Origin of the sequence: Actinocrinis sp. (genome assembly GCF_035653575.1) — a bacterium.
In the GTDB taxonomy this organism is placed as follows: domain Bacteria; phylum Actinomycetota; class Actinomycetes; order Streptomycetales; family Catenulisporaceae; genus Actinocrinis.
The window spans coordinates 18,321-39,808 of record NZ_DASRBQ010000168.1; the positions used below are offsets into that span (position 1 = coordinate 18,321).

18 protein-coding genes are annotated in these 21,488 nt (G+C 70.2%); 6 read left to right on the plus strand and 12 right to left on the minus strand.

Annotation, left to right across the window (positions count from 1 at the left end):
• Window positions 1-55 precede the first annotated feature (55 nt).
• Complete coding sequence (locus VFA06_RS22705; RefSeq protein WP_324842706.1) at window positions 56-340, minus strand: hypothetical protein; 285 nt, start codon at window positions 338-340, stop codon at window positions 56-58.
• Window positions 341-524: 184 nt separating this feature from the next.
• Between VFA06_RS22705 and VFA06_RS22710 the strand changes: the two genes are divergently transcribed.
• Window positions 525-1,514, plus strand: a complete 990-nt coding sequence (locus VFA06_RS22710; protein WP_324842707.1) for a threonine/serine dehydratase — start codon at window positions 525-527, stop codon at window positions 1,512-1,514.
• Between the two features lie 71 nt (window positions 1,515-1,585).
• Here the strand turns inward: VFA06_RS22710 and VFA06_RS22715 are convergent, their stop codons facing one another.
• Both VFA06_RS22715 and VFA06_RS22720 read right to left on the minus strand, forming a co-directional pair.
• Window positions 1,586-2,494, minus strand: a complete 909-nt coding sequence (locus VFA06_RS22715) for a DMT family transporter (RefSeq protein WP_324842708.1) — start codon at window positions 2,492-2,494, stop codon at window positions 1,586-1,588.
• Window positions 2,495-2,620: 126 nt separating this feature from the next.
• A complete protein-coding gene (locus VFA06_RS22720; protein ID WP_324842709.1) occupies window positions 2,621-4,078 on the minus strand; it encodes an amidase in 1,458 nt (485 codons plus the stop codon).
• Between the two features lie 84 nt (window positions 4,079-4,162).
• Here VFA06_RS22720 and aroQ point away from each other — a divergent pair, with 84 nt between their 5' ends.
• Window positions 4,163-4,627 carry a type II 3-dehydroquinate dehydratase gene (gene aroQ / locus VFA06_RS22725; protein ID WP_324842710.1) on the plus strand — a complete coding sequence of 155 codons (465 nt, stop codon included), beginning with the start codon at window positions 4,163-4,165 and terminating at the stop codon, window positions 4,625-4,627.
• A 35-nt stretch (window positions 4,628-4,662) separates the two neighbouring features.
• Here the strand turns inward: aroQ and VFA06_RS22730 are convergent, their stop codons facing one another.
• From VFA06_RS22730 to VFA06_RS22745, 4 genes are all read right to left on the minus strand, one after another.
• Window positions 4,663-5,886, minus strand: a complete 1,224-nt coding sequence (locus VFA06_RS22730; protein ID WP_324842711.1) for an acyl-CoA dehydrogenase family protein — start codon at window positions 5,884-5,886, stop codon at window positions 4,663-4,665.
• 75 nt (window positions 5,887-5,961) lie between these two features.
• A complete protein-coding gene (locus VFA06_RS22735) occupies window positions 5,962-6,822 on the minus strand; it encodes a carbohydrate ABC transporter permease (protein WP_349260302.1) in 861 nt (286 codons plus the stop codon).
• 37 nt (window positions 6,823-6,859) lie between these two features.
• Entirely contained in the window at window positions 6,860-7,837 is a 978-nt protein-coding gene (locus VFA06_RS22740; RefSeq protein ID WP_414639950.1) for a carbohydrate ABC transporter permease, read from the minus strand.
• Window positions 7,838-7,863: 26 nt separating this feature from the next.
• Entirely contained in the window at window positions 7,864-9,156 is a 1,293-nt protein-coding gene (locus tag VFA06_RS22745; protein WP_324842714.1) for an extracellular solute-binding protein, read from the minus strand.
• A 150-nt stretch (window positions 9,157-9,306) separates the two neighbouring features.
• Between VFA06_RS22745 and VFA06_RS22750 the strand changes: the two genes are divergently transcribed.
• The 4 genes from VFA06_RS22750 to VFA06_RS22765 all read left to right on the plus strand — a co-directional run bounded on the left by VFA06_RS22750 (window position 9,307) and on the right by VFA06_RS22765 (window position 16,019).
• Window positions 9,307-10,293 carry a LacI family DNA-binding transcriptional regulator gene (locus tag VFA06_RS22750; protein WP_349260303.1) on the plus strand — a complete coding sequence of 329 codons (987 nt, stop codon included), beginning with the start codon at window positions 9,307-9,309 and terminating at the stop codon, window positions 10,291-10,293.
• Window positions 10,294-10,458: 165 nt separating this feature from the next.
• Window positions 10,459-12,771 carry a beta-glucosidase family protein gene (locus VFA06_RS22755; RefSeq protein WP_349260304.1) on the plus strand — a complete coding sequence of 771 codons (2,313 nt, stop codon included), beginning with the start codon at window positions 10,459-10,461 and terminating at the stop codon, window positions 12,769-12,771.
• 113 nt (window positions 12,772-12,884) lie between these two features.
• A complete protein-coding gene (locus VFA06_RS22760) occupies window positions 12,885-13,733 on the plus strand; it encodes an amidohydrolase family protein (protein ID WP_324842717.1) in 849 nt (282 codons plus the stop codon).
• A gap of 228 nt (window positions 13,734-13,961) precedes the next feature.
• Window positions 13,962-16,019 carry an Ig-like domain-containing protein gene (locus VFA06_RS22765; RefSeq protein WP_324842718.1) on the plus strand — a complete coding sequence of 686 codons (2,058 nt, stop codon included), beginning with the start codon at window positions 13,962-13,964 and terminating at the stop codon, window positions 16,017-16,019.
• 107 nt (window positions 16,020-16,126) lie between these two features.
• Here the strand turns inward: VFA06_RS22765 and VFA06_RS22770 are convergent, their stop codons facing one another.
• The 5 genes from VFA06_RS22770 to VFA06_RS22790 form a co-directional block, all read right to left on the minus strand.
• Window positions 16,127-17,125 (minus strand): zinc-dependent alcohol dehydrogenase family protein, encoded by a 999-nt coding sequence (locus tag VFA06_RS22770; RefSeq protein WP_349260305.1) that lies wholly within the window; start codon window positions 17,123-17,125, stop codon window positions 16,127-16,129.
• Between the two features lie 44 nt (window positions 17,126-17,169).
• On the minus strand, window positions 17,170-18,147 hold the full coding sequence (locus tag VFA06_RS22775; RefSeq protein WP_324842720.1) for a sensor histidine kinase: 978 nt from the start codon (window positions 18,145-18,147) through the stop codon (window positions 17,170-17,172).
• Window positions 18,148-18,424: 277 nt separating this feature from the next.
• Window positions 18,425-18,670, minus strand: a complete 246-nt coding sequence (locus VFA06_RS22780) for a DUF1737 domain-containing protein (protein WP_324842721.1) — start codon at window positions 18,668-18,670, stop codon at window positions 18,425-18,427.
• A 100-nt stretch (window positions 18,671-18,770) separates the two neighbouring features.
• Complete coding sequence (locus tag VFA06_RS22785) at window positions 18,771-19,853, minus strand: LacI family DNA-binding transcriptional regulator (protein ID WP_324842722.1); 1,083 nt, start codon at window positions 19,851-19,853, stop codon at window positions 18,771-18,773.
• A 69-nt stretch (window positions 19,854-19,922) separates the two neighbouring features.
• The gene (locus VFA06_RS22790; RefSeq protein ID WP_324842723.1) at window positions 19,923-21,398 is read right to left on the minus strand and encodes a glycoside hydrolase family 28 protein; all 1,476 of its coding nucleotides are present in this window, start codon (window positions 21,396-21,398) and stop codon (window positions 19,923-19,925) included.
• Window positions 21,399-21,488 lie beyond the last annotated feature (90 nt).

Genomic DNA, 21,488 nt, shown 5'->3' on the forward strand with positions numbered 1-21,488 from the left:
AACGGGCTTCCGCAGCCGGCAAACCATGCACTTGGCGTATCGGCCGCTGCGCTGCTCAGAGCTGGCGCCGCACCTCGTCGAGTTCCGCGACGGTGTACTCGCGGTCCGTGGCGATCGCGGCCAGCAGGTCACGCGCCTTAACCACGCGAGGATCGGCTTCCCTGATCACGACGCGCGCGGCGGCGTCCTCGCCATCGCCGGCCTCGACGACGGCCTGGTATTCGCCCGGCATCAGCGGGCCGTAGTTGCGGGCGAGAATCGCCCCGATCCGCACCGCCGCGGTCAACTCGTCCTGCGGCAAAGCCAACGCCTGCGCTCCGGTGCCGACGTCGGCGAGCACGACAGCCCCCTGAAAATAAGTTATCCGCCTCATCGCCTACTCCCCGTTACGAACCCGTCGCTGTCTCGTCGCATCGCACAGTAGACCACAGACGCCCTGCGGCTTTGCGGACCTTCTCCCCCGGGTTGTGTCCGAGTGGTCCTTTATGATCGAGAAAAGTCGGTCCCGGAGGGGAGACGGTGCCATGGCCGAGCTCGTGCGGCTCGACGAGGTGTTGGCGGCGGCGAAGCGGATCGCCGGCATAGCGACCCGTACTCCGCTGCTGCCCTGCCCGTGGGCGGACGCGGACCGGCCGCTGTGGATCAAGGCGGAGTCGCTCCAGCCAATCGGCGCCTTCAAGATCCGTGGCGCCGTGAACGCCCTCGCCGCGCTCGACGCCGCGGCGCGCGAGGCCGGCGTGATAGCGGTGTCCAGCGGCAACCACGCGCAGGCGGTGGCCTATGCGGCGGCGCGGTTCGGCGTGGACGCGCTGATCGTGATCCCGCACGGCTCGGCGCAGAACAAGGTGGCGGCGACGCAGGCGCTCGGCGCGACGGTCGTGCGGGTGCCCGCGGCCGAGCGCGAGGAGGCGGCCCGCAGGCTCGCGGCCGAGACCGGTCGGATCCTGATTCACCCCTTCGACGATCCGCGGGTGATCGCGGGCCAGGGCACCATCGGCGTGGAGATCGCCGAGCAAGCACAGGAGCTTGGCATCTCGGTCGACACGATTCTCACCCCGGTCAGCGGAGGCGGCCTCGTCTCCGGGGTCGCGGTCGCGGCCAAAGAACTGATGCCGGGCGTCTCGGTGTTCGGCGTGGAGCCGGAGCTGGCGGCCGACGCACACGAGTCGCTTCGGCGCGGCGAGCGTACGGCCTGGCCGGTGGAGGACACCTGGCGCACGGTCGCGGACGCATTGCGCTCGTCCAGCGTCGGCGAGCTGACCTGGCTGCATATCAGGGAACTGGTCGACGGCGTCGTCACCGTTCCGGAGCAGGCAATCCTCGACGCGGTGCGCACGCTGGCGGCCAGTGCGCGCCTGGTGGCCGAGCCGGGTGGGGCGGTGGCGGTCGCGGCCTATCTCGCCCGGCGCGACGAGCTTCCAGCAGGCCGCACCTATGTCGCGGTGCTGAGCGGCGGCAACATCGACCGCGACGCCTACAGCAGAATCCTGAGCTCGAACGACACCTCCGGCTGAGGCCGGGCCCGAAGCCGGAAACGAAGCCTCGATCGCGATCGAGGCACAGGGTGAGGGCGCGGCGGAAGCGGCTACGCCGTTGTAGAGCTGTGCTGGAGCTGGTCCGACAGCTCCTCTCCGGCCTTGCCCTGCGCCGGGCTCTGGCCGGAGGCCAGCGGCGAGCGCGCCAGTTCGATATAGCCGATCGCGATCGCGATCAGGCCCAGCATCTCCGGCACCAGCCACCAGCCGAAGCGCATGTCCTCCGCGAACAACAGGACGCCGTAGCACGAGCTGATCAGCGCGTCGCCGATGGTCAGCATCGGCTGCGAGGCGACCAGGGTGCCCGCCTGCAGCGCGTTCTGCAGCAGGAACAGCGAGCCGACTCCGGCCGCCGCGGTCGCGTAGAGCTGCCAGGTGCTGAAGAACGCGGCCGGACCGTCCGCGAGCGTGGACATGGCCTGCTTCATCAGCGCCGCGGTCAGCGCATACCCGCAGGCCGCGGCCAGGCCGAGGAGGGCGGCCCGAGGCTCGCCGTGCGCCCGCAGCGCCGAGACCAGCAGCACCGCCTCGAAGCCGCCGGTGGCGATCAGCGCCAGTACCCAGAGCTGGTTGGACGGCCGGTCGATGCCTCCGGACGGAGCCGCCGCCGCGAGCGCTACCGCGAGACCGACGGTGACCGCGGCCACCGCGGCCCAGGTGCGGCGCGGCAGCCGGTGCCGGAAGAGCAGGCCGGCGATCAGCAGCGCGAGCGGCAGTTCGATGATGAAGATCGGCTGTACCAGGGCGACCGGCCCGGTGCCCAGCGCCGCGGCCTGGAACAGCGCCGCCGCGCCGACCATGCCGATCCCGGCCAGCCAGATCCGCCGGCGCACCAGATAGGCGAAAAGCGACAGCCGGAAGGCGCCGTCCGAGGGTGCCTCGCTCGCGGCCCGGCGTTGAAATACCGAGGCCGATGCATTGCTGAGCGCCGTCAGCACCGCGAACAAGACACAGATCACGAAAATCAGCTTCCCGCTCCGCCGCCCCCGACACGCGGCTTACTGCCCTATGACGCGAATGAACGACTCCCGTCGATGAATTGTTCCCGGCGTGGTAACCGTGCGGGCGGCGGCGCGGGGCCTGCGCTAAACGGCGTATTCCGGTGCGTGCCTCGGCCACGGCCGCGCCGTTTCGAGCTGCGCCGCCAGCGCGAGTAGCCGCTGCTCGCCGCCGGGCCGCGCGACCAACTGGACGCCCAGCGGCCAGCCTCCCGGGTCGTGTACGCCAGCGGGCACGCTCATCGCGGGCCATCCGGCGATATTCCACGGCCCGAGCAGCTGGCCGACCCGGACGCTGGTGATCGTGTTGCGCACGGCCGCACGCTCGCCGTAACGGCGCGCGAACGGCGGCGGCACCGCGACTGCCGGGAGAACGAGCACGTCAACGTCGCCGAAGAACGCGTCGGCGGCCCCGCTGCGCCAACGCTCGCGCGCTCCGCCGCCGCCAAAGTGCGCGGCGTTCAGCACGCCTCCGATGGCGGCCATCTGGCGCGTTGAGCGGTCCAGCTTCGAGTGGTCGAGTTTGCGCGCGTCCTCGTGCGCGCAGGAATACCAGGTACGCAACGCCGCAGGCCCAAGCCACATCGGGTAGCGCGTGGTGTGGCGACTGACGGTGTGTCCGAAGGTCGCGAGCAGATCGCCGGTCTCGATGACGGCCGCCTCACAGCGTTGATCGATGGGCAGACCGAGCTGCGTGGGGCGCACGGATACGCCGACCCGCACGGTCTTTGAACCTGCGCCCATTGAACCCGCGCCCTTTGAATCAGCGCCGTTCGAGGCAGCGCCGTTCGAGGCAGCGCCGTTCGAATCGGCTTCGTCGAGTTCTGCGAGTTTCGGGTCGTCCGCCATCACCGACAACGCCAGCGCGGCGTCGCGCACCGTCGTGGCCAGCGGGCCGTTCTCGGACAGTCCATACCAGGGCACGCTGCCATCCTCGTTGAGCAGCGGCGGCACCACCCCGGCCCCCGGCTTGATCCCGACCAGCCCGCACAAGGACGCCGGGATCCGGATCGAGCCGAGCCCGTCGTTTCCGTGCGCGATCGGGACCAGGGCCGCGCTGACGGCGGTCGCGCTGCCGCCGGACGAGCCGCCCGCGGTGGTCTGGCGGTTCCACGGATTCCTGGCGATGCCGTAGACGCTGTCCGACATCGGCATCAAGCACAGCTCGGGCACGTTGGCCAGCCCGACCACGATCGCGCCTGCCGCACGCAGCCGCGCGACGACCGGATGGTCCGACTCGTTGGTCGCCTCAGAACTCGCGGACGAGCCGTTGCGGGTCTGCTCACCGGCCACCGCGACGTTGTCCTTGATCGCGACGGGAACCCCGGCCAACGGCAGCTCCCCAAGGTCCGGACGCGCGGCGAGCGCGTCGGCCTCAGCAAGCGCCTCCTCGTGCCGGACCTTGCGGAAAGCGCCGAGTTGCGAGTTCAGCCGCTCGATCCGGTCAAGGTGCTGCTGTACCACGCGCCGCGGCGCCGCCTCACCGCGGCGCACGGCCTCAGCGATCTGCTGTGCGGTGCGGCCGATCCAGCTCTCCGAATTCATGCCCGTAGGCTCGACCGGCGACGGCTTCGCGTCAACCGGGCGAGGGCGCGTGCGAACCCGCGGCGCAGGCGGGAAGATCTACCCATGCCTTCCGTTCTGATCGTCAACGGCCCGAACCTCAACCTGCTGGGCACCCGCGAGCTCGGGATCTACGGCGCGCACACGCTCGCGGACGTCGAGGCGATGTGCCACAAGGCCGCGGCCGCGCTCGGCTTGGAGGCGCAGTGCCGCCAGTCGAACCACGAGGGTCAGCTGGTCGACTGGCTTCAGGAGGCCGGGGCCGAGCAGCAGGCGGGGCGGCTGATCGGTGCGGTACTGAACGCGGGGGCGTATACGCACACCTCGATCGCGCTGCACGACGCGATCAAGGGCGCGCACCTGCGCGTCGTCGAGCTGCACATCTCCAACGTGCACGCGCGCGAGAGCTTCCGGCACCACTCCTACATCTCGCCGGTCGCCGCCGGCATCGTGATCGGCTTCGGCGTCGAAGGCTATCCGCTCGCCATCCAGGGCCTGCACCGCCTCGCCGCCGCCGAGAGCGCGCGCTGAATCGAGAGCTCCCGGTGACCTGGTGACGCCCGCTCTTACCGGTACGCGGACTGGCCGGTGAGCGCCTGGCCGACCACCAGGGTGTGGATCTCCTCGGTGCCCTCGTAGGTGAGCACTGATTCGAGGTTGTTGGCGTGGCGGATCGGCGAGTAGTCGAGCGAGACGCCGTTGGCGCCGAGGATGGTCCGGCACTCGCGGGCGATCTCGATCGCCTGGCGCACGTTGTTCAGCTTGCCCGCGCTGACCTGCTCGGGCCGGATCCGGCCGGCGTCCTTGAGCCGGCCGAGGTGCAGCGCGAGCAGCATCGCGGTGTTCAGCGACACGGCCATGCCGGCCAGCTTGCGCTGAGTGAGCTGGAAGGCGCTGATCGGCCTGCCGAACTGCACCCGCTGGCCGGCGTATTCGAGGGCCGTCTGGAGGCAGTCGCGGGCCGCGCCCACCGCGCCGAACAGGATGCCGAAGCGCGCCTCGTTCAGGCAGGACAGCGGCGCGCCGAGGCCGCGGGCTTCCGGCAGCCGCGCCGCGTCCGGGAGGCGCACCTCCTCGAAGACCAGCTCGGAGGTGACCGACGCGCGCAGCGACTGCTTGTTCTCGATGTCGCGGGTGCTGAAGCCGGGCGTGCCGCGGGGCACGAGGAAGCCGCGGATGCCGTCCTCGGTGCCGGCCCAGACCGTCGCCACGTCGGCGATGCCGCCGTTGGTGATCCACATCTTGGCGCCGTTGAGGATCCAGTCGCCGCCCGCGCCGCCCTGCTGTACCGCGCGGGTGCGCATATTGGCCGGATCCGAGCCGAAGTCCGGTTCGGTCAGGCCGAAGCAGCCGATCGCCTCGCCCGCGGCCAGCCGCGGGAGCCACTGCTGCCGCTGCTCCGCGGAGCCGTAGCGGCGGATCGAGTACATCGACAGCGAACCCTGCACGGACACGAAGCTGCGCAGCCCGGAGTCGGCCGCCTCCAGTTCGAGGCAGGCCAGGCCGTACGCCGTCGCGCTCGTGCCCGCGCAGCCGTAGCCCTCCAGGTGCATGCCGAGCAGGCCCAGCCTGCCCAGCTCGGGGACCAGGTCGCGCGGGAAGTGGCCGCGTTCGAACCAGCTGCCGATGTGCGGCCGCACCCGGTCGGCCAGCAGCTCGCGCACCGTGCGCTGGATGGCCCGCTCCTCCTCCCCCAGCAGGGAGGAGAGGTCCAGTAGATCCAGCGGGTCGGCCAGCGGACCCGGTGCGGCGCTCGTGTTCGCCGGGGTCTTCTTCGCGGTGTCAGTCACACCGTTATCTGTATCACCCGGCTGTCTCGATCACCCGGCCGCTACCTCTTCACCGCCCTCATACCTTCACCGCCCTCATCCCTTCACCGCACCGGTCAGGCCGCCGACGATGCGCCGTTCCGCGATCGCCAGGAAGGCGAGGGCGGGCACCATGGACAGGCCGGTGAACGCCAGGATCTTCGCGGTGTCCTGCGTGTACTGGGTCTGGAAGTTCGCCACGCCCAGCGGCAGGGTGAAGTTGTTCTGGTCGTTGAACGCGAGCAGCGGCAGCAGGTACGCGTTCCAGCTGGTCACGAACGCCAGGATGCCGACCGTGATCAGCGCGGGCCGGGACAGCGGCAGCAGGATCCGCCAGAAGAAGCCGAGCCGGCTCGCGCCGTCGAGCATCGCCGCGTCCTCGATCTCCCCGGGGACGGCCCGCATGAACGGCCGCAGGATCACGATCGTGGCCGGCAGCGAGAAGGCGGACTCCGGGATCGCCACGCCCCACCAGTGCTCCAGCATGTGCAGGTCGTGCAGCAGCAGGAACAGCGGCAGCGCCGCGACGCCGATCGGGAACAGCAGGCCGATGGTGAAGAAGCTGTAGAACGCCTCGCGGCCGCGGAAGTCATAGCGCGAGAGCGCGTAGGCGGCCATCGAGCCGACGCCCACCGCGATCGCGGTGGCGACCACCGCGATCAGGATGCTGTTGTAGATGTTGCGCCAGAACTGCCCGTTGCTCAGGACGCTGGTGTAGTTCGACCACACCCAGTGGTGCGGCACCAGCGCCGCGGGGTCCGAGTTCAGCTCCGCGTTGGTACGGAAACCGCCGAGGATCACGAACAGCAGCGGGACCACGGTGAGCCCGATGACGAGGATCGCCACCAGATACGCCACCCACGTGCGCCCCCCGCGGGGTGCGCCGCCGCGCCGGCCGCGCCGGGGAGCGGCGGCCATTCCGGCCGCCGTCGTGTTCACAGCAGCTGACATGCCGTCACCCCACCACCCGGGTCAGTGCGCCCTCGGTGTCGCGGCGCAGCACGAAGCGCTGGTAGGCCAGCGCGAAGATGAAGCAGATGATGAACAGGATCACGGCGACCGCGCTGGCGAAGCCGTACTGCTGCTGGCTGATGCCGAAGTTGTAGATGTACGTCACCATCGTGTTCGACGCCTCGGCCGGGCCGCCGCGGGTCATGATCCACACCAGGTCGAACAGCTGCAGCGAGCCGATCACGGACAGGAAGATCCAGATCCGGATGGTCGGGCCCAGCAGCGGCAGCACGATGTGCCGGGTGACCTGCCAGGAACTCGCGCCGTCGAGCGCGGCCACCTCGCGCAGCTCGGACGGGACCCCCTGCAGTCCCGCGAGCAACAGGATGATGCCGAACCCGATGTACTTCCAGGTGATCACCACGAAGAGGGTGTAGAGCACGAGGCTGGTGCTGCCCAGCCAGTCGTGCACCTGGCTGCCGAGGCCGACCGAGGTGAGTACCTGATCGACGAAGCCGCTCGGCTGCAGCATCTGGTACCAGATCACGGCGGTGATCGCCTCGGACAGCACATACGGTGCGAAGACCACCAGGCGCAGGAAGGCGCGGCCCTTGAGGTTGCGGTTGAGCAGCATCGCCAGGCCGATGCTCAGCGGCAGCTGGATGACCAGCGAGAGCCCGACGATGATCAGGTTGTGCCAGAGCGAGTGCTGGAAGTTCGTGCCCTTGATCGCGCTGGTGTAGTTCGACAGGCCGGCCGAGGTGAGCGTGCCGTAGCCGTTCCAGTTGTAAAAGCTGTAGTAGGCGGCCAAGGCCATCGGCGCCAGCACGAAGCCCGCGAAAAGGATCGTCGCGGGCGTCAGCAGCAGGATGAGTTCGAGCCGCTTGCGCCGCCCGCCCGGACGGACCGGGCGCGCCGTGGCGGCGCGGCCGGAGCGTCCGAGCGTCTCGTCACCCGCCACGGCGGGGATGGCGTCGGCCATCCCCGCCGTGACCCGTGCCTCGCTCATTACTTGCCGCCCGAACCGGCGTTCGTGACGCTCTGCACGATCGTCTGCGGCGTGCCCTTACCGGCGAAGAAGTCCGCCACCGCGTTGTCGAGCGACTGCCCGACGTTGGTCGGGAAGGCGATGTCGAAGTACATCTGGATGTACGGCGCCTTGGACGCGTACGAGGAGATCTGCTGCAGGTTCGGGTCCGTCAGCTTGGAGGCCGAGGCCGGGTTCGCCGGCAGCGCGATGCCCTGCGAGGCGATCTTGTCCTGGATCGCCGGGCTGGCCAGGTACTTCAGGAAGTCCGGGCAGGCCGCGCTCGCCCCGGTGGTGCAGGAGAAGCCGTCGCCGCCGCCGAGTGCCACGGCCGGGTCGCCCTGGCCACCGGCCACCGACGGGAACGGGAACCAGCCCATCTGCGACTTGAAGGTGCCGTTGGGCAGCAGGCCCTCCATGGTCGGCAGCTCCCAGTCGCCCTGCAGCTCCATGGCCGCCTTGCCCGAGGCCACCAGGCCGGCCGAGCTGCCCACGCCCTGCTGGGCCGGGGTGCCGAGGAAGCCGGTCTGGAAGGGGTTGGTGGCCAGGAAGGCCTTGACGTCGTTGCCGGCCTTGAGCCAGCACGGGTCGTCCAGCTTCATGTCCTTAGAGGCCTGCTTCAGCACGTCGGTGGAGCATTCGCGCACCGCGAAGTAGTCCCAGAAGAACGCGTCGGGCCAGCGGTCCTTGCTGCCGATGGCGATCGGCGCGATGTTGTGCTGCTTGAGCTTGACCACGTCCGCGTTCAGCTCGTCCATCGTGGCCGGCGGGGTGGTGATGCCGGCCTGCGCGAACAGGTCCTTGCGGTACCAGAACCCGACCACGTGCAAGTCGTAGGGGATGCCGTACTGCTTGCCGTTCGCCTGCCAGCCGGCCGCCGTCGGGCCCAGCTCGCCGATCCAGCTGGCGACCGCCGAGGTCAGGTCCATGACCTTGCCCGAGGTGATCTGGCTGGTCAGCTGACCGCCGCCCCACTGCTGGTAGATGTCCGGCGGGTTGCCGCCGGCCAGCGCGGCCGGGACCTTCGTGGTGAACTGCTCGTTCTGGATCGGATCGACGGTGAACTTCACGTTCGGGTGGGCGGCGGTGTAGTCGGCGGCGGCCTGCGCCCACAGCGACTTGACCGGATCCGTGGTGCCGTTGTGCCACCAGGTCAGGTTCACCGGCCCGGTGCTGGAACTGCTCTTCGCGCCGCTGCTGCTACTGCAGGCCGAGGCGGTGAGCGCCAACGCCGCCGCGGCGGCGACGAAGCTGACTGTGCGGATTCTGCGCATGACTGGTCCATTCCTGACGACGTCGGCCGAACTGGACCGGGCGAAGTGAGCCCAGGATGGCAGAGAGTTTGCGCGCAACTCGTGATCGTGTCAATCGTTGTCGATAACGATTTACAACGCTATTCTGGCCCGGTGCAGCCAAGCTCCCGCGTGACAATTCGCGACGTCGCCGCAGCAGCCGGCGTGTCGGTCGCGACCGTGTCCAAAGTCATCAACCAGCGCTACGGCGTGTCGGCGGACACCTTCGCGCGGGTCCAGGCCGTGATCAACGAACTCGGCTACGAGGCCAGCCTCGTGGCGCAGAGCCTGCGCAATCACCGCACCAACGTCATCGGGATCCTGGTGGCGGACCTGGAGCCGTTCAGCACCGAACTACTCAAGGGGGCGGGCGACGCCATCCGCGGCACCGGCTTCGAACTAGTCGTCTATTCGGCCGGCGGGCGCACCAGCGACCACGTCGGCTGGGAGCGGCGCTATCTCTCCCGGCTGAGCGGCACCCTGGTGGACGGCGCGGTGCTGGTCACCCCGACCGTGGTGGACGTGCAGTACGGAGCGCCTGTGGTCGCGGTCGACCCGCACACCGGGCACTCCGACCTGCCGACCATCGACTCGGACAACCTGCACGGCGCGCGTCTGGCCACCGAACACCTGCTCGAGCTCGGGCACCGGCGCATCGCGCTGCTCGGCGGCCGGCCGGACCTGCAGTCCGCCCAGCTGCGCGAACAAGGCTACCGCGAGGCGCTGACCGCGGCCGGGGTGCCGGTGGACGAGCGGCTGGTACAGGTCGGCGCCTATGACCCGGAGGTCTCGGTGAAGCCGGCCAGAGAGTTACTGAGTTCCCCCGATCGGCCTACCGCGGTGTTCGCGGCGAACGACCTGTCGGCGATCGCGACCATCGAGGTGGCCGAGGAGCTCGGGCTGCGTGTTCCCGAGGACCTTTCGATCGTCGGCTTCGACAACATCCCCGAATCGGTACTGAGCACTCCCCCGCTGACCACGGTCGAGCAGCCGATCCGCACGATGGGTCAGCGCGCGATCGAGGTCCTGGTCAAGCTGATCCGGGGGGAGAGCCCGCAGGAGACCCACATCACGCTCGCGACGCGGCTGGTCGTGCGCCAGTCCACGCGTGCGCTGTGACCCTTCGCCGACCGGCGGCACAACCCAAAAGTAAAAGCTCTTGCTCGGACCATCGCTCTGTGCGCGTGAAGGACGGACGGACCGTACGTGGCTATCGACGATCAACTGACCGCTGAGGTTTGGCGCGACCCCGCGGCCGAGGCCGGCGCGCGCGTCGGCGACCTGATGGCCCGGATGACGCTCCGGGAGAAGGTGGCCCAGCTCTACGGCGTGTGGGTGGGGATAGACAGCGCCGGGGGCGATGTGGCCCCGCACCAGCACGAGCTGGCCACGGCGCCGGCCGCCTGGGAGGAGCTGATCCGCGACGGGATCGGCCAGCTGACCCGGCCCTTCGGCACCAAACCGGTGGAGCCGCCGGCCGGCGCCGCGGCCCTGGCCCGCAGTCAGCGGCAGATCATGGCGGCCGGGCGCTTCGGCATCCCGGCCCTCGTGCACGAGGAGTGCCTGACCGGCTTGGCGGCCTGGCAGGCGACGGTTTTCCCGTCTCCGCTGTGCTGGGGGGCGAGCTTCGACCCGCAGCTGGTGGAGCGGATGGGCGCCCAGATCGGCCGCACGATGCGCGCGCTCGGCGTGCACCAGGGGCTCGCCCCGGTGCTCGACGTGAGCCGCGATCCGCGCTGGGGCCGCACCGAGGAGACCATCGGCGAGGATCCGTACCTGGTCGGCACCATCGGCGCCGCGTATGTGCGCGGAGTCGAGTCGGCCGGGATCATCTCCACGCTCAAGCACTTCGTCGGATACTCGGCCTCGCGCGGCGGCCGGAACCACGCCCCGGTCTCGATCGGCCGGCGTGAGATAGCCGACGTGCTGCTGCCGCCGTTCGAGATGGCGCTGCGGGCCGGCGCGCGTTCGGTGATGAATGCGTACACAGACATGGACGGGCTGCCAGCGGCGGCCGATCCGGAGCTCCTCAGCGACCTGCTGCGCGGCACCTACGGGTTCACCGGGACCCTGGTGTCCGACTACTTCGCGGTGACGTTCCTTCAGATCGAGCACAACGTCGCCGGATCGGAGGGAGAGGCGGCGGCTCTGGCGCTGCGCGCCGGGATCGACGTCGAACTGCCGACGGTCCGGTGCTTCGGGCAGCCGCTGCTCGACGCGATCGAGGCGGGCGAGGTCGACGTCGCGCTGATCGACCGGGCGCTGGAGCGGGTGCTGCGGCAGAAATGCGAGCTCGGGCTGCTGGACGCGGACTGGTCGCCGCAGGTGGCCGACGCCGAGGCGGTACGGCTCGACGACGACGAGTCGCGCGCGCTGGCCCGCGAGCTGGCCGAGCGCTCGATCGTGTTGCTGCACAACGAGGGCGCGCTGCCGCTGGCCGCCGGGAAGCGGATCGCGGTGGTCGGTCCGCGCGCGGACGAGGCGGGCGCGCTGATGGGCTGCTACTCCTTCCCGATGCACGTCGGCGTGCACCACCCGGAAGTGCCGATGGGCATCGAGGTCGCGACGGTGCTCGGCGCGCTGCGCGAGGACACCGCCGGGTATCAGATCTCGTACGCACAGGGCGTTCCGGTGCTCGGCGGGACCGACGAGGGCATCGCGGAAGCGGTCCGCGCGGCACGCGCCGCGGAGGTGTGCGTCGTGGTCCTGGGCGACAAGGCCGGCCTGTTCGGCGGCGGCACGTCGGGTGAGGGCTGCGACGCGACCGACCTGCGGCTGCCGGGCCGGCAGGAGGAGCTGCTCGAGGCGCTGCTGGAGACCGGCACCCCGGTGGTGCTGGTGCTGCTGGCGGGGCGGCCGTACGAGCTGTCCCGGCAGGCGGGCCGGCTGGCGGCCGTGGTGTGCGGCTTCTTCCCCGGCGAGGAGGGCGCGCACGCGATCGCCGATGTGCTCTCGGGCCGGGTCAACCCGTCCGGCCGGCTGCCGCTCACCTTCCCGACGGCCGACGTGAATCAGCCCTCGACCTATCTGGCCGCGCCGATGGGCCACGCGAGCGGCGTCAGCAACATCGACCAGACACCGTTGTTCCCATTCGGGCACGGCCTGTCCTACGCCCCGGCGACCTGGGTCGGCGTCCAGGAGGCCGGGCCGCAGCGGACCTGGGCCACGGACGGGACGTACCGGGTGACGGTGGCGCTGCGCAACGATCATCCGGTGCCGACCTCAGAGGTCGTACAGGTCTACCTGCACGACCCGGTGGCCGAGGTGGCGCGGCCGGTGCAGAAGCTGATCGCGGCGCCCCGCGTGGACTTGGCGCCCGGCGCGGAGCGGACGGTGACCATCGAGCTGCACGCGGACCTGACGGCATATACCGGCCGGGCCGGCGCGCGTCAGGTGGACCCGGGCGAGGTGGAGCTGCGCGTGGGCGCGTCGAGTGCGGACATTCGCAGCACCATGCGGCTGACGATGACCGGGGCGCGCCGCGAGGTCGGCTTCGACCGCGTCATGGAGCCGACGGTGACCGTGACTGAGGGGATAAGCGGTGCGGAGCGCGCGGAAGTCCTGCAGAGCGGGAGCGTCCCGGCGCCGCGTGGCTGACTCAGCACGACCCGGCAGCAATCCGATCTGTGCTCCCCGCGGGCACGGACAGCCGGTACAGTCCTGCCCATGGTCTTGCCTACCCCTGGTTGTCGCTCCGAGCAGGTGCATCCGTGACCAGAATTGACGCGCACCACCACCTCTGGGATCTGGCTCGGCGCGAGCAGGCCTGGCTCGACGGTCCCGAGCTGGCGTCGATCCGTCGGACCTTTGCGGTGGAAGACTTCGCGGCGGTGGCCGGGGGCGCCGGGATCGAGCTCGGCGTTCTGGTCCAAGTGCTGCCCGACGCCGACGAGACGCGCGAGTTTCTCGCTCTGGCCGCGGACTCGCAGCTGGTGGCCGGCGTCGTCGGCTGGACGGACCTGCCCGCGCCGGACGTGGCCGAGGCGTTGGCCTCGCTGCGCGAAGGTCCGGGCGGCGATCGGCTGGTCGGTATCCGGCACCTCGTGCAGGGCGAGGCCGACCCGCGATGGCTGTGCCGCGCCGACGTGCGCCGCGCCCTCGCCGCGATCGGCGAGGCAGGGCTCTGCTACGACCTGCTGACGTACCCGCACCAGCTGCCCGCCGCGATCGAGACGGTGCGGGCGCTGCCGCAGCTGACCTTCGTGCTCGACCACCTGTCCAAGCCGCCGATCGCCTCGGGCGCATTAGAGCCGTGGGCCACGCTGTTGCGCGAGCTGGCCGGCGAACCGAACGTGTTCTGCAAACTGTCGGGTATGGTCACCGAGGCGAATCAGAGCTCGTGGACTGTATCCGACCTGCGCCCGTATGCGCGCGTCGCGCTCGACGCGTTCGGCCCCGACCGGTTGATGTTCGGCTCGGATTGGCCGGTGTGCCTGCTCGCGGCCTCGTACGACGACGTCGCCGAGGCGGCGCGGGAGCTGACCGCACAGCTGTCCGAGGACGAGCGCGCGCAGGTCTTCGGCGGCGCCGCCGCGCGCGCGTACCGGCTGAAATTCTGAACCCGCGAAAACTTATCATCAGCCTTCTACAAAGCCGAGTTTCTCTCGAATAACCGTTTCGAGCGCACTTCCACGCACGTCACAGGCCATGGCGTACTTCTCGCGCGCCCCCGTTTCCGCCTGGTTGTGACACCGGTGTTTCCTTATCGTCAACGCTGACCAGAGCCCTTACTCAGGGTTCGAATTTCGCGAGAGCGGCGGCTTGCGCCGCCGCACTGGGGGTGTCATGTGATTCAACGATGGAGTAGGTCACGTCTCGGCGGCCGGCTCGCCGCGCTGCTCGCCGCCGCGCTCGCGCTGATCGGGGTGGTGGCGCTGCCCGCCGCCCCGGCCTTCGCGGCGGCCAACGTGCAGGTCTTCGTCGGCTACGCCGACAACCTGCGTGCGAACCCGGCCAATTTCCCGACCCCGTGGGACGGTTCGCCGTCAGTCGACTTCGCCGGCTGCACGCCGAACTGCACCTTCGACGCGGGTGCGGTGCGGCTCGTCAACAACGCGCCGATCGCGGTGACCGTGGACTCGGTGATCGTGAAGGTGAGCACCTGCACCTGGGACATCTGGCCGCACGGCACGGTGCTGCAGCCGGGCGAGCAGCTGATCGTCACGCAGACCACGACGGTCGCGGCGGCCACCTGCGGCGGGACCAGCGGCGCGTTCGACACCTCGGATGTCGGGGTGAACGGCGCCGGGACGACCTGCACCCCGGACGGGGTGATCCCCGAGATCGACACGACGATCGACGGCGTGGCCAGCGCCTTCCAGGACACCGGCCAGGTGCTCAACACCGGCGGGGTGGACCGCGCGGCGTGCGCCGGCGGACCCAACGAGTCGCAGCAGTGGTCGTCGGTCGGCACCCAGTCGTGCCCGGGTTCGGTGTTGTCGCTCGCGCCCGCGACACAGACCGACGCGGTCGGTTCGTCGGCGAGCGTCACCGCGCACCTCGCCAACAGCTGCGGCACCGCGTTGCAGGGAGCGAAGATCGACTTCGCCGTGCAGAACGGCCCCAACGCCGGAAAGACCGGTAGTGGGACCACCGACCAGAACGGTGACGCGGTGTTCAGTTACACCGGCGCCGCCACCGGTACCGACACGGACGTTGCGAGCACCACGAACCCGGCCGGCACCATCACCTCGAACACGGTCAGCGTGGTGTGGCAGAAGCGGACGTCGTCGCTGTCCATCACCGGCGGCGCGGCGACCGGCGACTACAACGATCCGGCGAGCGTCGCCGCGACCTTGACCGACGAGCTCGGTCCGGTCGCGGGGCAGACCGTGACGTTCACGCTGAACGGCGCGGAGACCTGCTCGGCGGTGACCAACGGCAGCGGCGTCGCCTCGTGCCCGATCACACCGCAGGAGGCGGCGGGGCCGTATCCGCTCACTGCTTCCTTCGCGGGCAGCGCCACCGACCTCGGCTCGACCGCGACGGCGACGTTCACCGTGACGCACGAGGAAACGACGACCACGTACACCGGCCCGGCCAAGGCCGCGAACGGCGCGCCGCTCACCCTTTCCGGAGTGCTGAAGGAGGACGGCACGGCGCCGATCTCCGGACGCACGCTGACCTTCACGCTCGGCTCCGGCGGCTCGGCGCAGTCCTGCTCCGGCACGACGGACGCCACCGGCTCGGCCTCCTGCACCATCGCCTCGGTGAATCAGCCGGCTGCGACGACCACCGTGCCGGTCACGGCGGCGTTCGCCGGTGACGCCTATTACCAGCCCTCCTCGGCCACTGCGACACTGAAGTTCCAGTACCTGACCGGCCGTGCCTTCGGCCTGTCCTCCAGCGGACTGGTCGGCATCTCGCCGGTGCCGGACACCGGTCCGATCGCGACGGCGGCGGCAGGCACCTTCGGCCCGCCATGCGTCGTCCGGATCAGTGGTCTGATCGCGGCGGACACGCTGTGCGCGAAGGTGGTCACCTCGCTGAACCCGGGCACGTCGGCGGCCTCGGCCTCGGTGCAGGACGCGACGATCGGCGTGATCGGAGTGCCGGTGATCAAGGTCGGCCTGGTGCAGACCTCCTCGACGACGACCTGCGCGGGCTCGTCCGGGGACGCCACGGTCACCTCGCTGAGCGTCGGCGGGATCCCGGTGAACGTGAACCTGCATCCGGGTGCGAATACGACGGTCAACGTGCTCGGCGTCACGATCATCCTCAACGAGCAGAGCGCCGTGCCCGGCGCCGATCAGGGGCTGACCGTGAACGCGGTGCACATCAAGGTGCTCGGTCTGCTCGACGTCGTCCTCGCGTCGTCGACCAGTGACATCCACAACTGCAACTAGCCACTATCGCGGGATGGGAGCCCGGCCGGGTGCTTGCCGCCCGGCCGGGCATCGCGCTGCCCGACAAGGCGTTGTCCGGCAAGCCGAAACGCGGCACGGAGCGCACGTCAATCGACCAGCACGGCGACGCCGGTTACCCGGTCGGCGGCCAGATCGGCAAGGGCCTGATCCGCGTGAGCCATCGAATAGCGGGTCACGGCGATGCGCGGCCGAGCGGTCTCGGCCGCCGCGAACAGGTCCCTGCCGTCCTCGCGGGTGTTGGCTGTGACGCTGCGCAAGGTGCGCTCTTGGAATACGTGCTTCTCGTAATTGAGCGACGGGATGTCGCTCAGATGGATGCCCGCGATGGAGAGCGTGCCGCCGCGGTCGAGTGCGGCGAGGGCGACCGGGACCAGATCGCCGACCGGGGCGAACAGGATCGCCGCGTCGAGTGGTTCCGGGGGCGCGTCGTAGGCCCCTGCCGCCGAGGCCGCGCCGAGGTCGAGCGCGAGTTGCCGGGCCTCGGCGGAGCGGGTCAGCACATGGACCGTGGCCCCCGCGTGGACGGCGAGCTGCGCGGTCAGGTGCGCCGAGGCGCCGAAGCCGTAGATGCCCAGGCGGCCGCCGGGCGGCAGCTCGGCCCGCTTCAGCGCGCGGTATCCGATGATCCCGGCGCACAGCAGCGGCGCGAGCTCCTCCGCCGGCGGCTCGCTCGGCAGCCGATACACGTAGTGCGCGTTCGCGACCGCGTAGGGCGCGTAGCCGCCGTCGAGGTCCCAGCCGGTGTATCGCGAATGAGGGCACAGATTCTCGTTGCCGCGTTCGCAGTACTCGCACACGCCGCAGGTCCAGGCGAGCCAGGCGATGCCGACCCGCTCGCCGAGGGCGAACCCGGCGACCTGCGCGCCCATCGCGACGATCCGTCCGACGACTTCGTGCCCTGGTGTGCACTGGGGCCGGCGCGGCGGCAGGTCGCCCTCGGCCAGGTGCAGATCGGTGCGGCACACGCCGCAGGCCTCGACGCGCACCAGCAGCTCATGCGGCGCCGGTTCGGGCACCGCGCGGCGGACCCTGCGCAGCGGGCGGCCGGCCATCGGCCCCGGATCCTGCACGATCCAGGCGTCCATCTCCTGCGGGATCGAGCTCGACTCCTGCGCCGCGGAGCTGCCGCTCACGCCTTCTCCCCGCCGTGGCCGTCCGGAAGGTCCATGTGCAAGCGGATGCAGGTGCCCCACGTCAGCTCGGAGCGGATCTCGACCAAGTCGCACAGCTGGTGCACGAACCACAGTCCGCAGCCGCCGATCTGGTTGGACGCGGGCCGCACCCGGCCGACCATCGGGTCCTTGATCACCCCGGCGTCCCGGAACTCGCACACCAGCGCGCCGTCCTCGACCCAGACGCGCAGGGTACCTTTGCCGCCGCCGTGCCGGATGCTGTTGGACGCGACTTCGGTGACCGCCAGCATCAGGTCACGGGTCCGGTCGGCGGACAGGTGCTGTGAAAGAGCCCAATCGGTGACGATTTCACGCAGCGTCGTCAGATCGTGGATCGTGTACTGCTTCTCGTCGTATGGACCGCGTGGCTCCGCGAACTGCGCGAACGCGTACGGTCTGGGCGTGTAATGCTCCGCGACGGTGATCGCGGCTCCGTCCCACACCAGCGGATGGGAGCGCACAAGTGCCTCAGTGGCCGCCTCCGACTGACCGACCGTGTCATACGGGCAGAGCAGCGACCACGCAGGGGTCCCCGCGAACGCCACGTTGAGCAGCCACTCGTGGTACTGCAACTCAGACAGTCGCGCGGCGCTGCGACCGCTCCACACGGACTCTCCGATGCCGTGTACCGCACCGGCGTCGCTGTGCTGGTCGATCCACTCCCGCCAGGCCGGGATCAGCCGGCCCGGGTTGGTGCCGAGAGCCGTGAGATCCATGAACGCCACCGAGTCGCCCTCGCGCAGGTAGCCGCGCAGCAGGTCGCAACGGTCCTCGGGGGCGCAGATCACGACGCTGGCGTCGGCGGCGCGCGCCTCGTCGACGTAGGCCAGCACCCCGTCGAGATATTCCTCGGTGCCGGCGTACGGATAGAGCATGTGACGCAGGCCGGCGGCATCAGCGGCAGGCTGTTCGGAGGGAACGGGTGCGGCACTCACGGCGAGGTCTCCTGCGCCATTGTCACCACGTCCTGGCCGCCCGAGGTTGCAGAGCGAGGCGCCAGGCCCGCGCCGCTGGCGCGGCTTGCGGGCCGCCGGGTGGCCGCCCGGCCGAGCGCCGAGTCGAAAATCGACCATAGCGCACCGGACGCCGCTGCCAAGCCACCGCGCGGCAGCTTGGCACGGATGTACCATCATCAGCCGCCGAAGGCCGCCAAGCTGCGAGGCTCCCGAAAGCGGACGGACGGGTGAGCGCGATCGCGCGGCGACGGGCCGGTCAGCCCCGGCCGACGATGCTGCTCGTCCCCGGGGAGACGAATCCGACGACGTGTTCTCTCGCCGCGGGCTCAGGCCACACGACGGCCTGCGCGACGATCGCCTGCCCGCCGCTTACGGCCACCCCCGGGCTGCCGTGCAGGACGTAACCGAGGTCGAGGGCTTCGCTGACCCGCCGGCAGAACGCTTCGTCGTCTGGGCCGGTCAGCACGCGATAGCGGGGAAGGTCATTCGGTGGTTTCGCCATGATTCGAGCATGCCACGGGGGCTAATCGGCGTGGCGTGACACGGCGCCCTTGATGCGTTCGCTGTCAGCGAAAGCGAACGCATCAAGGGCGCTGGTGCCTTCAGCCCACGGATCGGCGGGCTGCGGCGGTGGAGGAACGGACCACGAGCCGCACCGGAAGCAGCCTGCCGCGCGGCGCGGTGTCCGAGCCGACGCGCGCGGGCGTCTCCGCGGATCCGCCGCACGCCTTTCCGAGCAGCAGCTCTACCGCCGACCGGCCGGCCTGCTCCAGCGGCAGCGACACGGTGGTCAGCCGCGGCGCGCCCATCGAGGCCATCGGGATGTCGTCGAAGCCGGTCACGCTCATCTCCAGCGGCACGTCGATCCGGCGGTCGCGCAGCCTGGCGATCACGCCGAGCGCCACCAGGTCGTTATACGCGATGACTGCCGTGGCCCCGGATTCCAGGGCGAGATCCGCCACGCGCGCGCCGGAGGCGAACTGCGGCGCGAAGGAGCCCAGGTCGATGATCCGCATGTCGGTGCCGTGACAGGCCTTGGCCAGTCCCCTGCGCCGCTCGGCGTCGGCGAAGGATTCGCGCGGCCCTCCGGCATACGCGCAGCGGCGGTGGCCGAGCGCCGCGAGATGCGCGACGATCTGCCGGATCCCGTCACCGCTGTCCAGCAGTACCGCGGGGAATCCGGGCAGCACCCGGTTGAACAGCACCGTGCTCGAGTGGAGCCCGTTGGGTTGCGGCCCGTTTGGCTGGAGCCCGTGCGAACGCAGCGTGCGCGCCGGCCCGGGGAACTCGCGCAGCCGCGCCACCGGTAGCCGCGAGGAGAGCAGGATCAGCCCGTCCACCTGCCGACTGATCGAGCTGAGCAGCTCGGCCTCGGCGACCGGATCCTCCGAGGTGTCCGCGAGCAGCACGTGGTGCCCGCGTTCGCGCGCCGCCGCCTGCACTCCCTTCAGCACGCCGAGGAAGAACGGGTTGGCCACGTCGGGCACGACCGCGCCGATGAACCCGGTGCGCCCGGTGATCAGGCTGCGGGCGGCCCGGTTCGGCTCGTAGCCGAGCTGCCGGGCCACCTCGATGACCCGCGCCCTGGTGCGTTCGGCCACCAGGTCGGGGGCGCTAAGGGCACGCGAGACGGTGGCTATAGACACGTCCGCGTGTCGCGCCACATCCCGGATAGTCACCGCCATCGCGCGCCTACCTCCTCGTTCGCAGGGCATGAGGAAACCCTGTTCGTCCGTAGGATCGGCCGTGCGCCGTCAGCCGGTCTTCACGCGCAGCGCCGCGCCGGTCGTGCTCTTACCGGTCGCGCTCGACCCGGACGACGAGAAGAACCCGACGTCGTACGGGCTGCCGCTGCCACTCTGTACCACGACATTATTGACCTTGACCGCCGATCCGTCAGTGGTCAGGAATGCCGGGCGGCCGTCGTTCTTGGCGAAGCCGACTTGGTCGTTCTGGAACGTGATGTTCCCGACGTGCCGCAGCCACCAGCCGTAGGCGGGCCGGGTGCCGTAGTCCCGGGGGGCGTACGTGGTCGGCTTCTCCGGCGGGTTGATGCTCGCGTCGGAGGCGGGGTCGCCGCCGGGGACGGTGAGGTTCACGTTGGTCAGCGTCACGCCGGTGACCGGGTGCCCGGGCAGTCCGGTGATGGTGCTGGTGAAGCTGCCGTTGTCACTCAGGTTGGTGCCGGTGACGCCGGTGATGCTCACCCCGCTGATGGTGCCGGCGCCGGGGTGCCCGGGGCAGCGGCCGCGCGAGCCGATCTTGATGTAGATGGGCGTGGCGGCGCGGGTCATGGTGATGTTGTCGTAGGTGATGTTCGAGATGTGCGCGCCGTCCATCGAGACGATGCCGATGCCGGCCTTGCCCGCCTCGTTGATGGTGATGTGCGAGAAGTGCGCGTCGCTGAAGTCGCCGCAGGTCTCCGAGCCGAACTGCAGCGCGTTGTTGCCGGTGGAGGAGACGGTGGTGTTGCTGACGTTGATGTTGGTGCTCGGGTAGGTGCGGCCGAGCGCGAAGTCGCTCTTGAACACCAGCGCGTCGTCGCTGGAGGCGATGTTGCTGTTGGTGACCGTGAAGTTGGCCGTGTTGATGACGTTGAAGCCGTCCCGGTCGGAGGCGGTGGAGATGGTCAGGTGGTCGACCGTCACATGGTTGCCGCCGTTGAGCAGGATGCCGAAGTGGCCGCCGTTCTTGATGGTGATCCCGGAGAAGGTCAGCCCGTCGACGACCGCGAGCGAGACCGCCTTGTCGGCCTGTCCCGAGCTGATGTTCCCGGTCTTCAGGTTGCCCGCGCCGTCGATCGTGCCGGAGCCGGTGAACGCGACGTTGGTCAGGTTCTCGCCCCAGATCAGGGCGTCGTGGAAGTGGCTGTGGCCGAAGTCCTGGTACTGCGAGAACGAGTTCGGCTCGGCAGCGTCGAAGCCGCTGGAGGCCGCGGTTATGGTGGCGCCGGCGTCCAGCTGGATGTCGACGTTGCTGCGCAGGTGGATGGACACCGACTTGTACTTGCCCGCCGGGAACTCGACGGTCCCGCCGCCGCTCGCGGCGCTCGCCGCGGCGATGGCCTTGTTGATGGCCGCGGTGTCGATGGTCGAGCCGTTGCCGGTGGCGCCGTAGGACTTGACGTTGAAGACCCGGGTGGCGGCCGGGTGTCCGACGGCGAGCGCCGTGGTGGCCGAGGCGGCGAGCAGCCCGCCGGCGGCGGAGAGCGCGATGAGTGTGCGTTTCACGGTTTTTGTTCATTCCCCTCGGTGGGCGGGCGCGCCGGTGAAAAGGTTTGCTGTCATGCCGGGTTGGTGTATCCCCGCGGCCGGATGACG

What these genes read in the sequence shown, in the direction of transcription:
- VFA06_RS22710 (WP_324842707.1), top strand. Translation starts at nt 525, where the DNA reads ATGGCCGAGCTCGTGCGGCTCGACGAGGTGTTGGCGGCGGCGAAGCGG.
- VFA06_RS22720 (WP_324842709.1), bottom strand. Translation starts at nt 4,078, where the DNA reads ATGAATTCGGAGAGCTGGATCGGCCGCACCGCACAGCAGATCGCTGAG.
- aroQ (WP_324842710.1), top strand. Translation starts at nt 4,163, where the DNA reads ATGCCTTCCGTTCTGATCGTCAACGGCCCGAACCTCAACCTGCTGGGC.
- VFA06_RS22735 (WP_349260302.1), bottom strand. Translation starts at nt 6,822, where the DNA reads ATGGCCGCCGCTCCCCGGCGCGGCCGGCGCGGCGGCGCACCCCGCGGG.
- VFA06_RS22740 (WP_414639950.1), bottom strand. Translation starts at nt 7,837, where the DNA reads ATGGCCGACGCCATCCCCGCCGTGGCGGGTGACGAGACGCTCGGACGC.
- VFA06_RS22745 (WP_324842714.1), bottom strand. Translation starts at nt 9,156, where the DNA reads ATGCGCAGAATCCGCACAGTCAGCTTCGTCGCCGCCGCGGCGGCGTTG.
- VFA06_RS22755 (WP_349260304.1), top strand. Translation starts at nt 10,459, where the DNA reads ATGGCCCGGATGACGCTCCGGGAGAAGGTGGCCCAGCTCTACGGCGTG.
- VFA06_RS22770 (WP_349260305.1), bottom strand. Translation starts at nt 17,125, where the DNA reads ATGGACGCCTGGATCGTGCAGGATCCGGGGCCGATGGCCGGCCGCCCG.
- VFA06_RS22780 (WP_324842721.1), bottom strand. Translation starts at nt 18,670, where the DNA reads ATGGCGAAACCACCGAATGACCTTCCCCGCTATCGCGTGCTGACCGGC.
- VFA06_RS22785 (WP_324842722.1), bottom strand. Translation starts at nt 19,853, where the DNA reads ATGGCGGTGACTATCCGGGATGTGGCGCGACACGCGGACGTGTCTATA.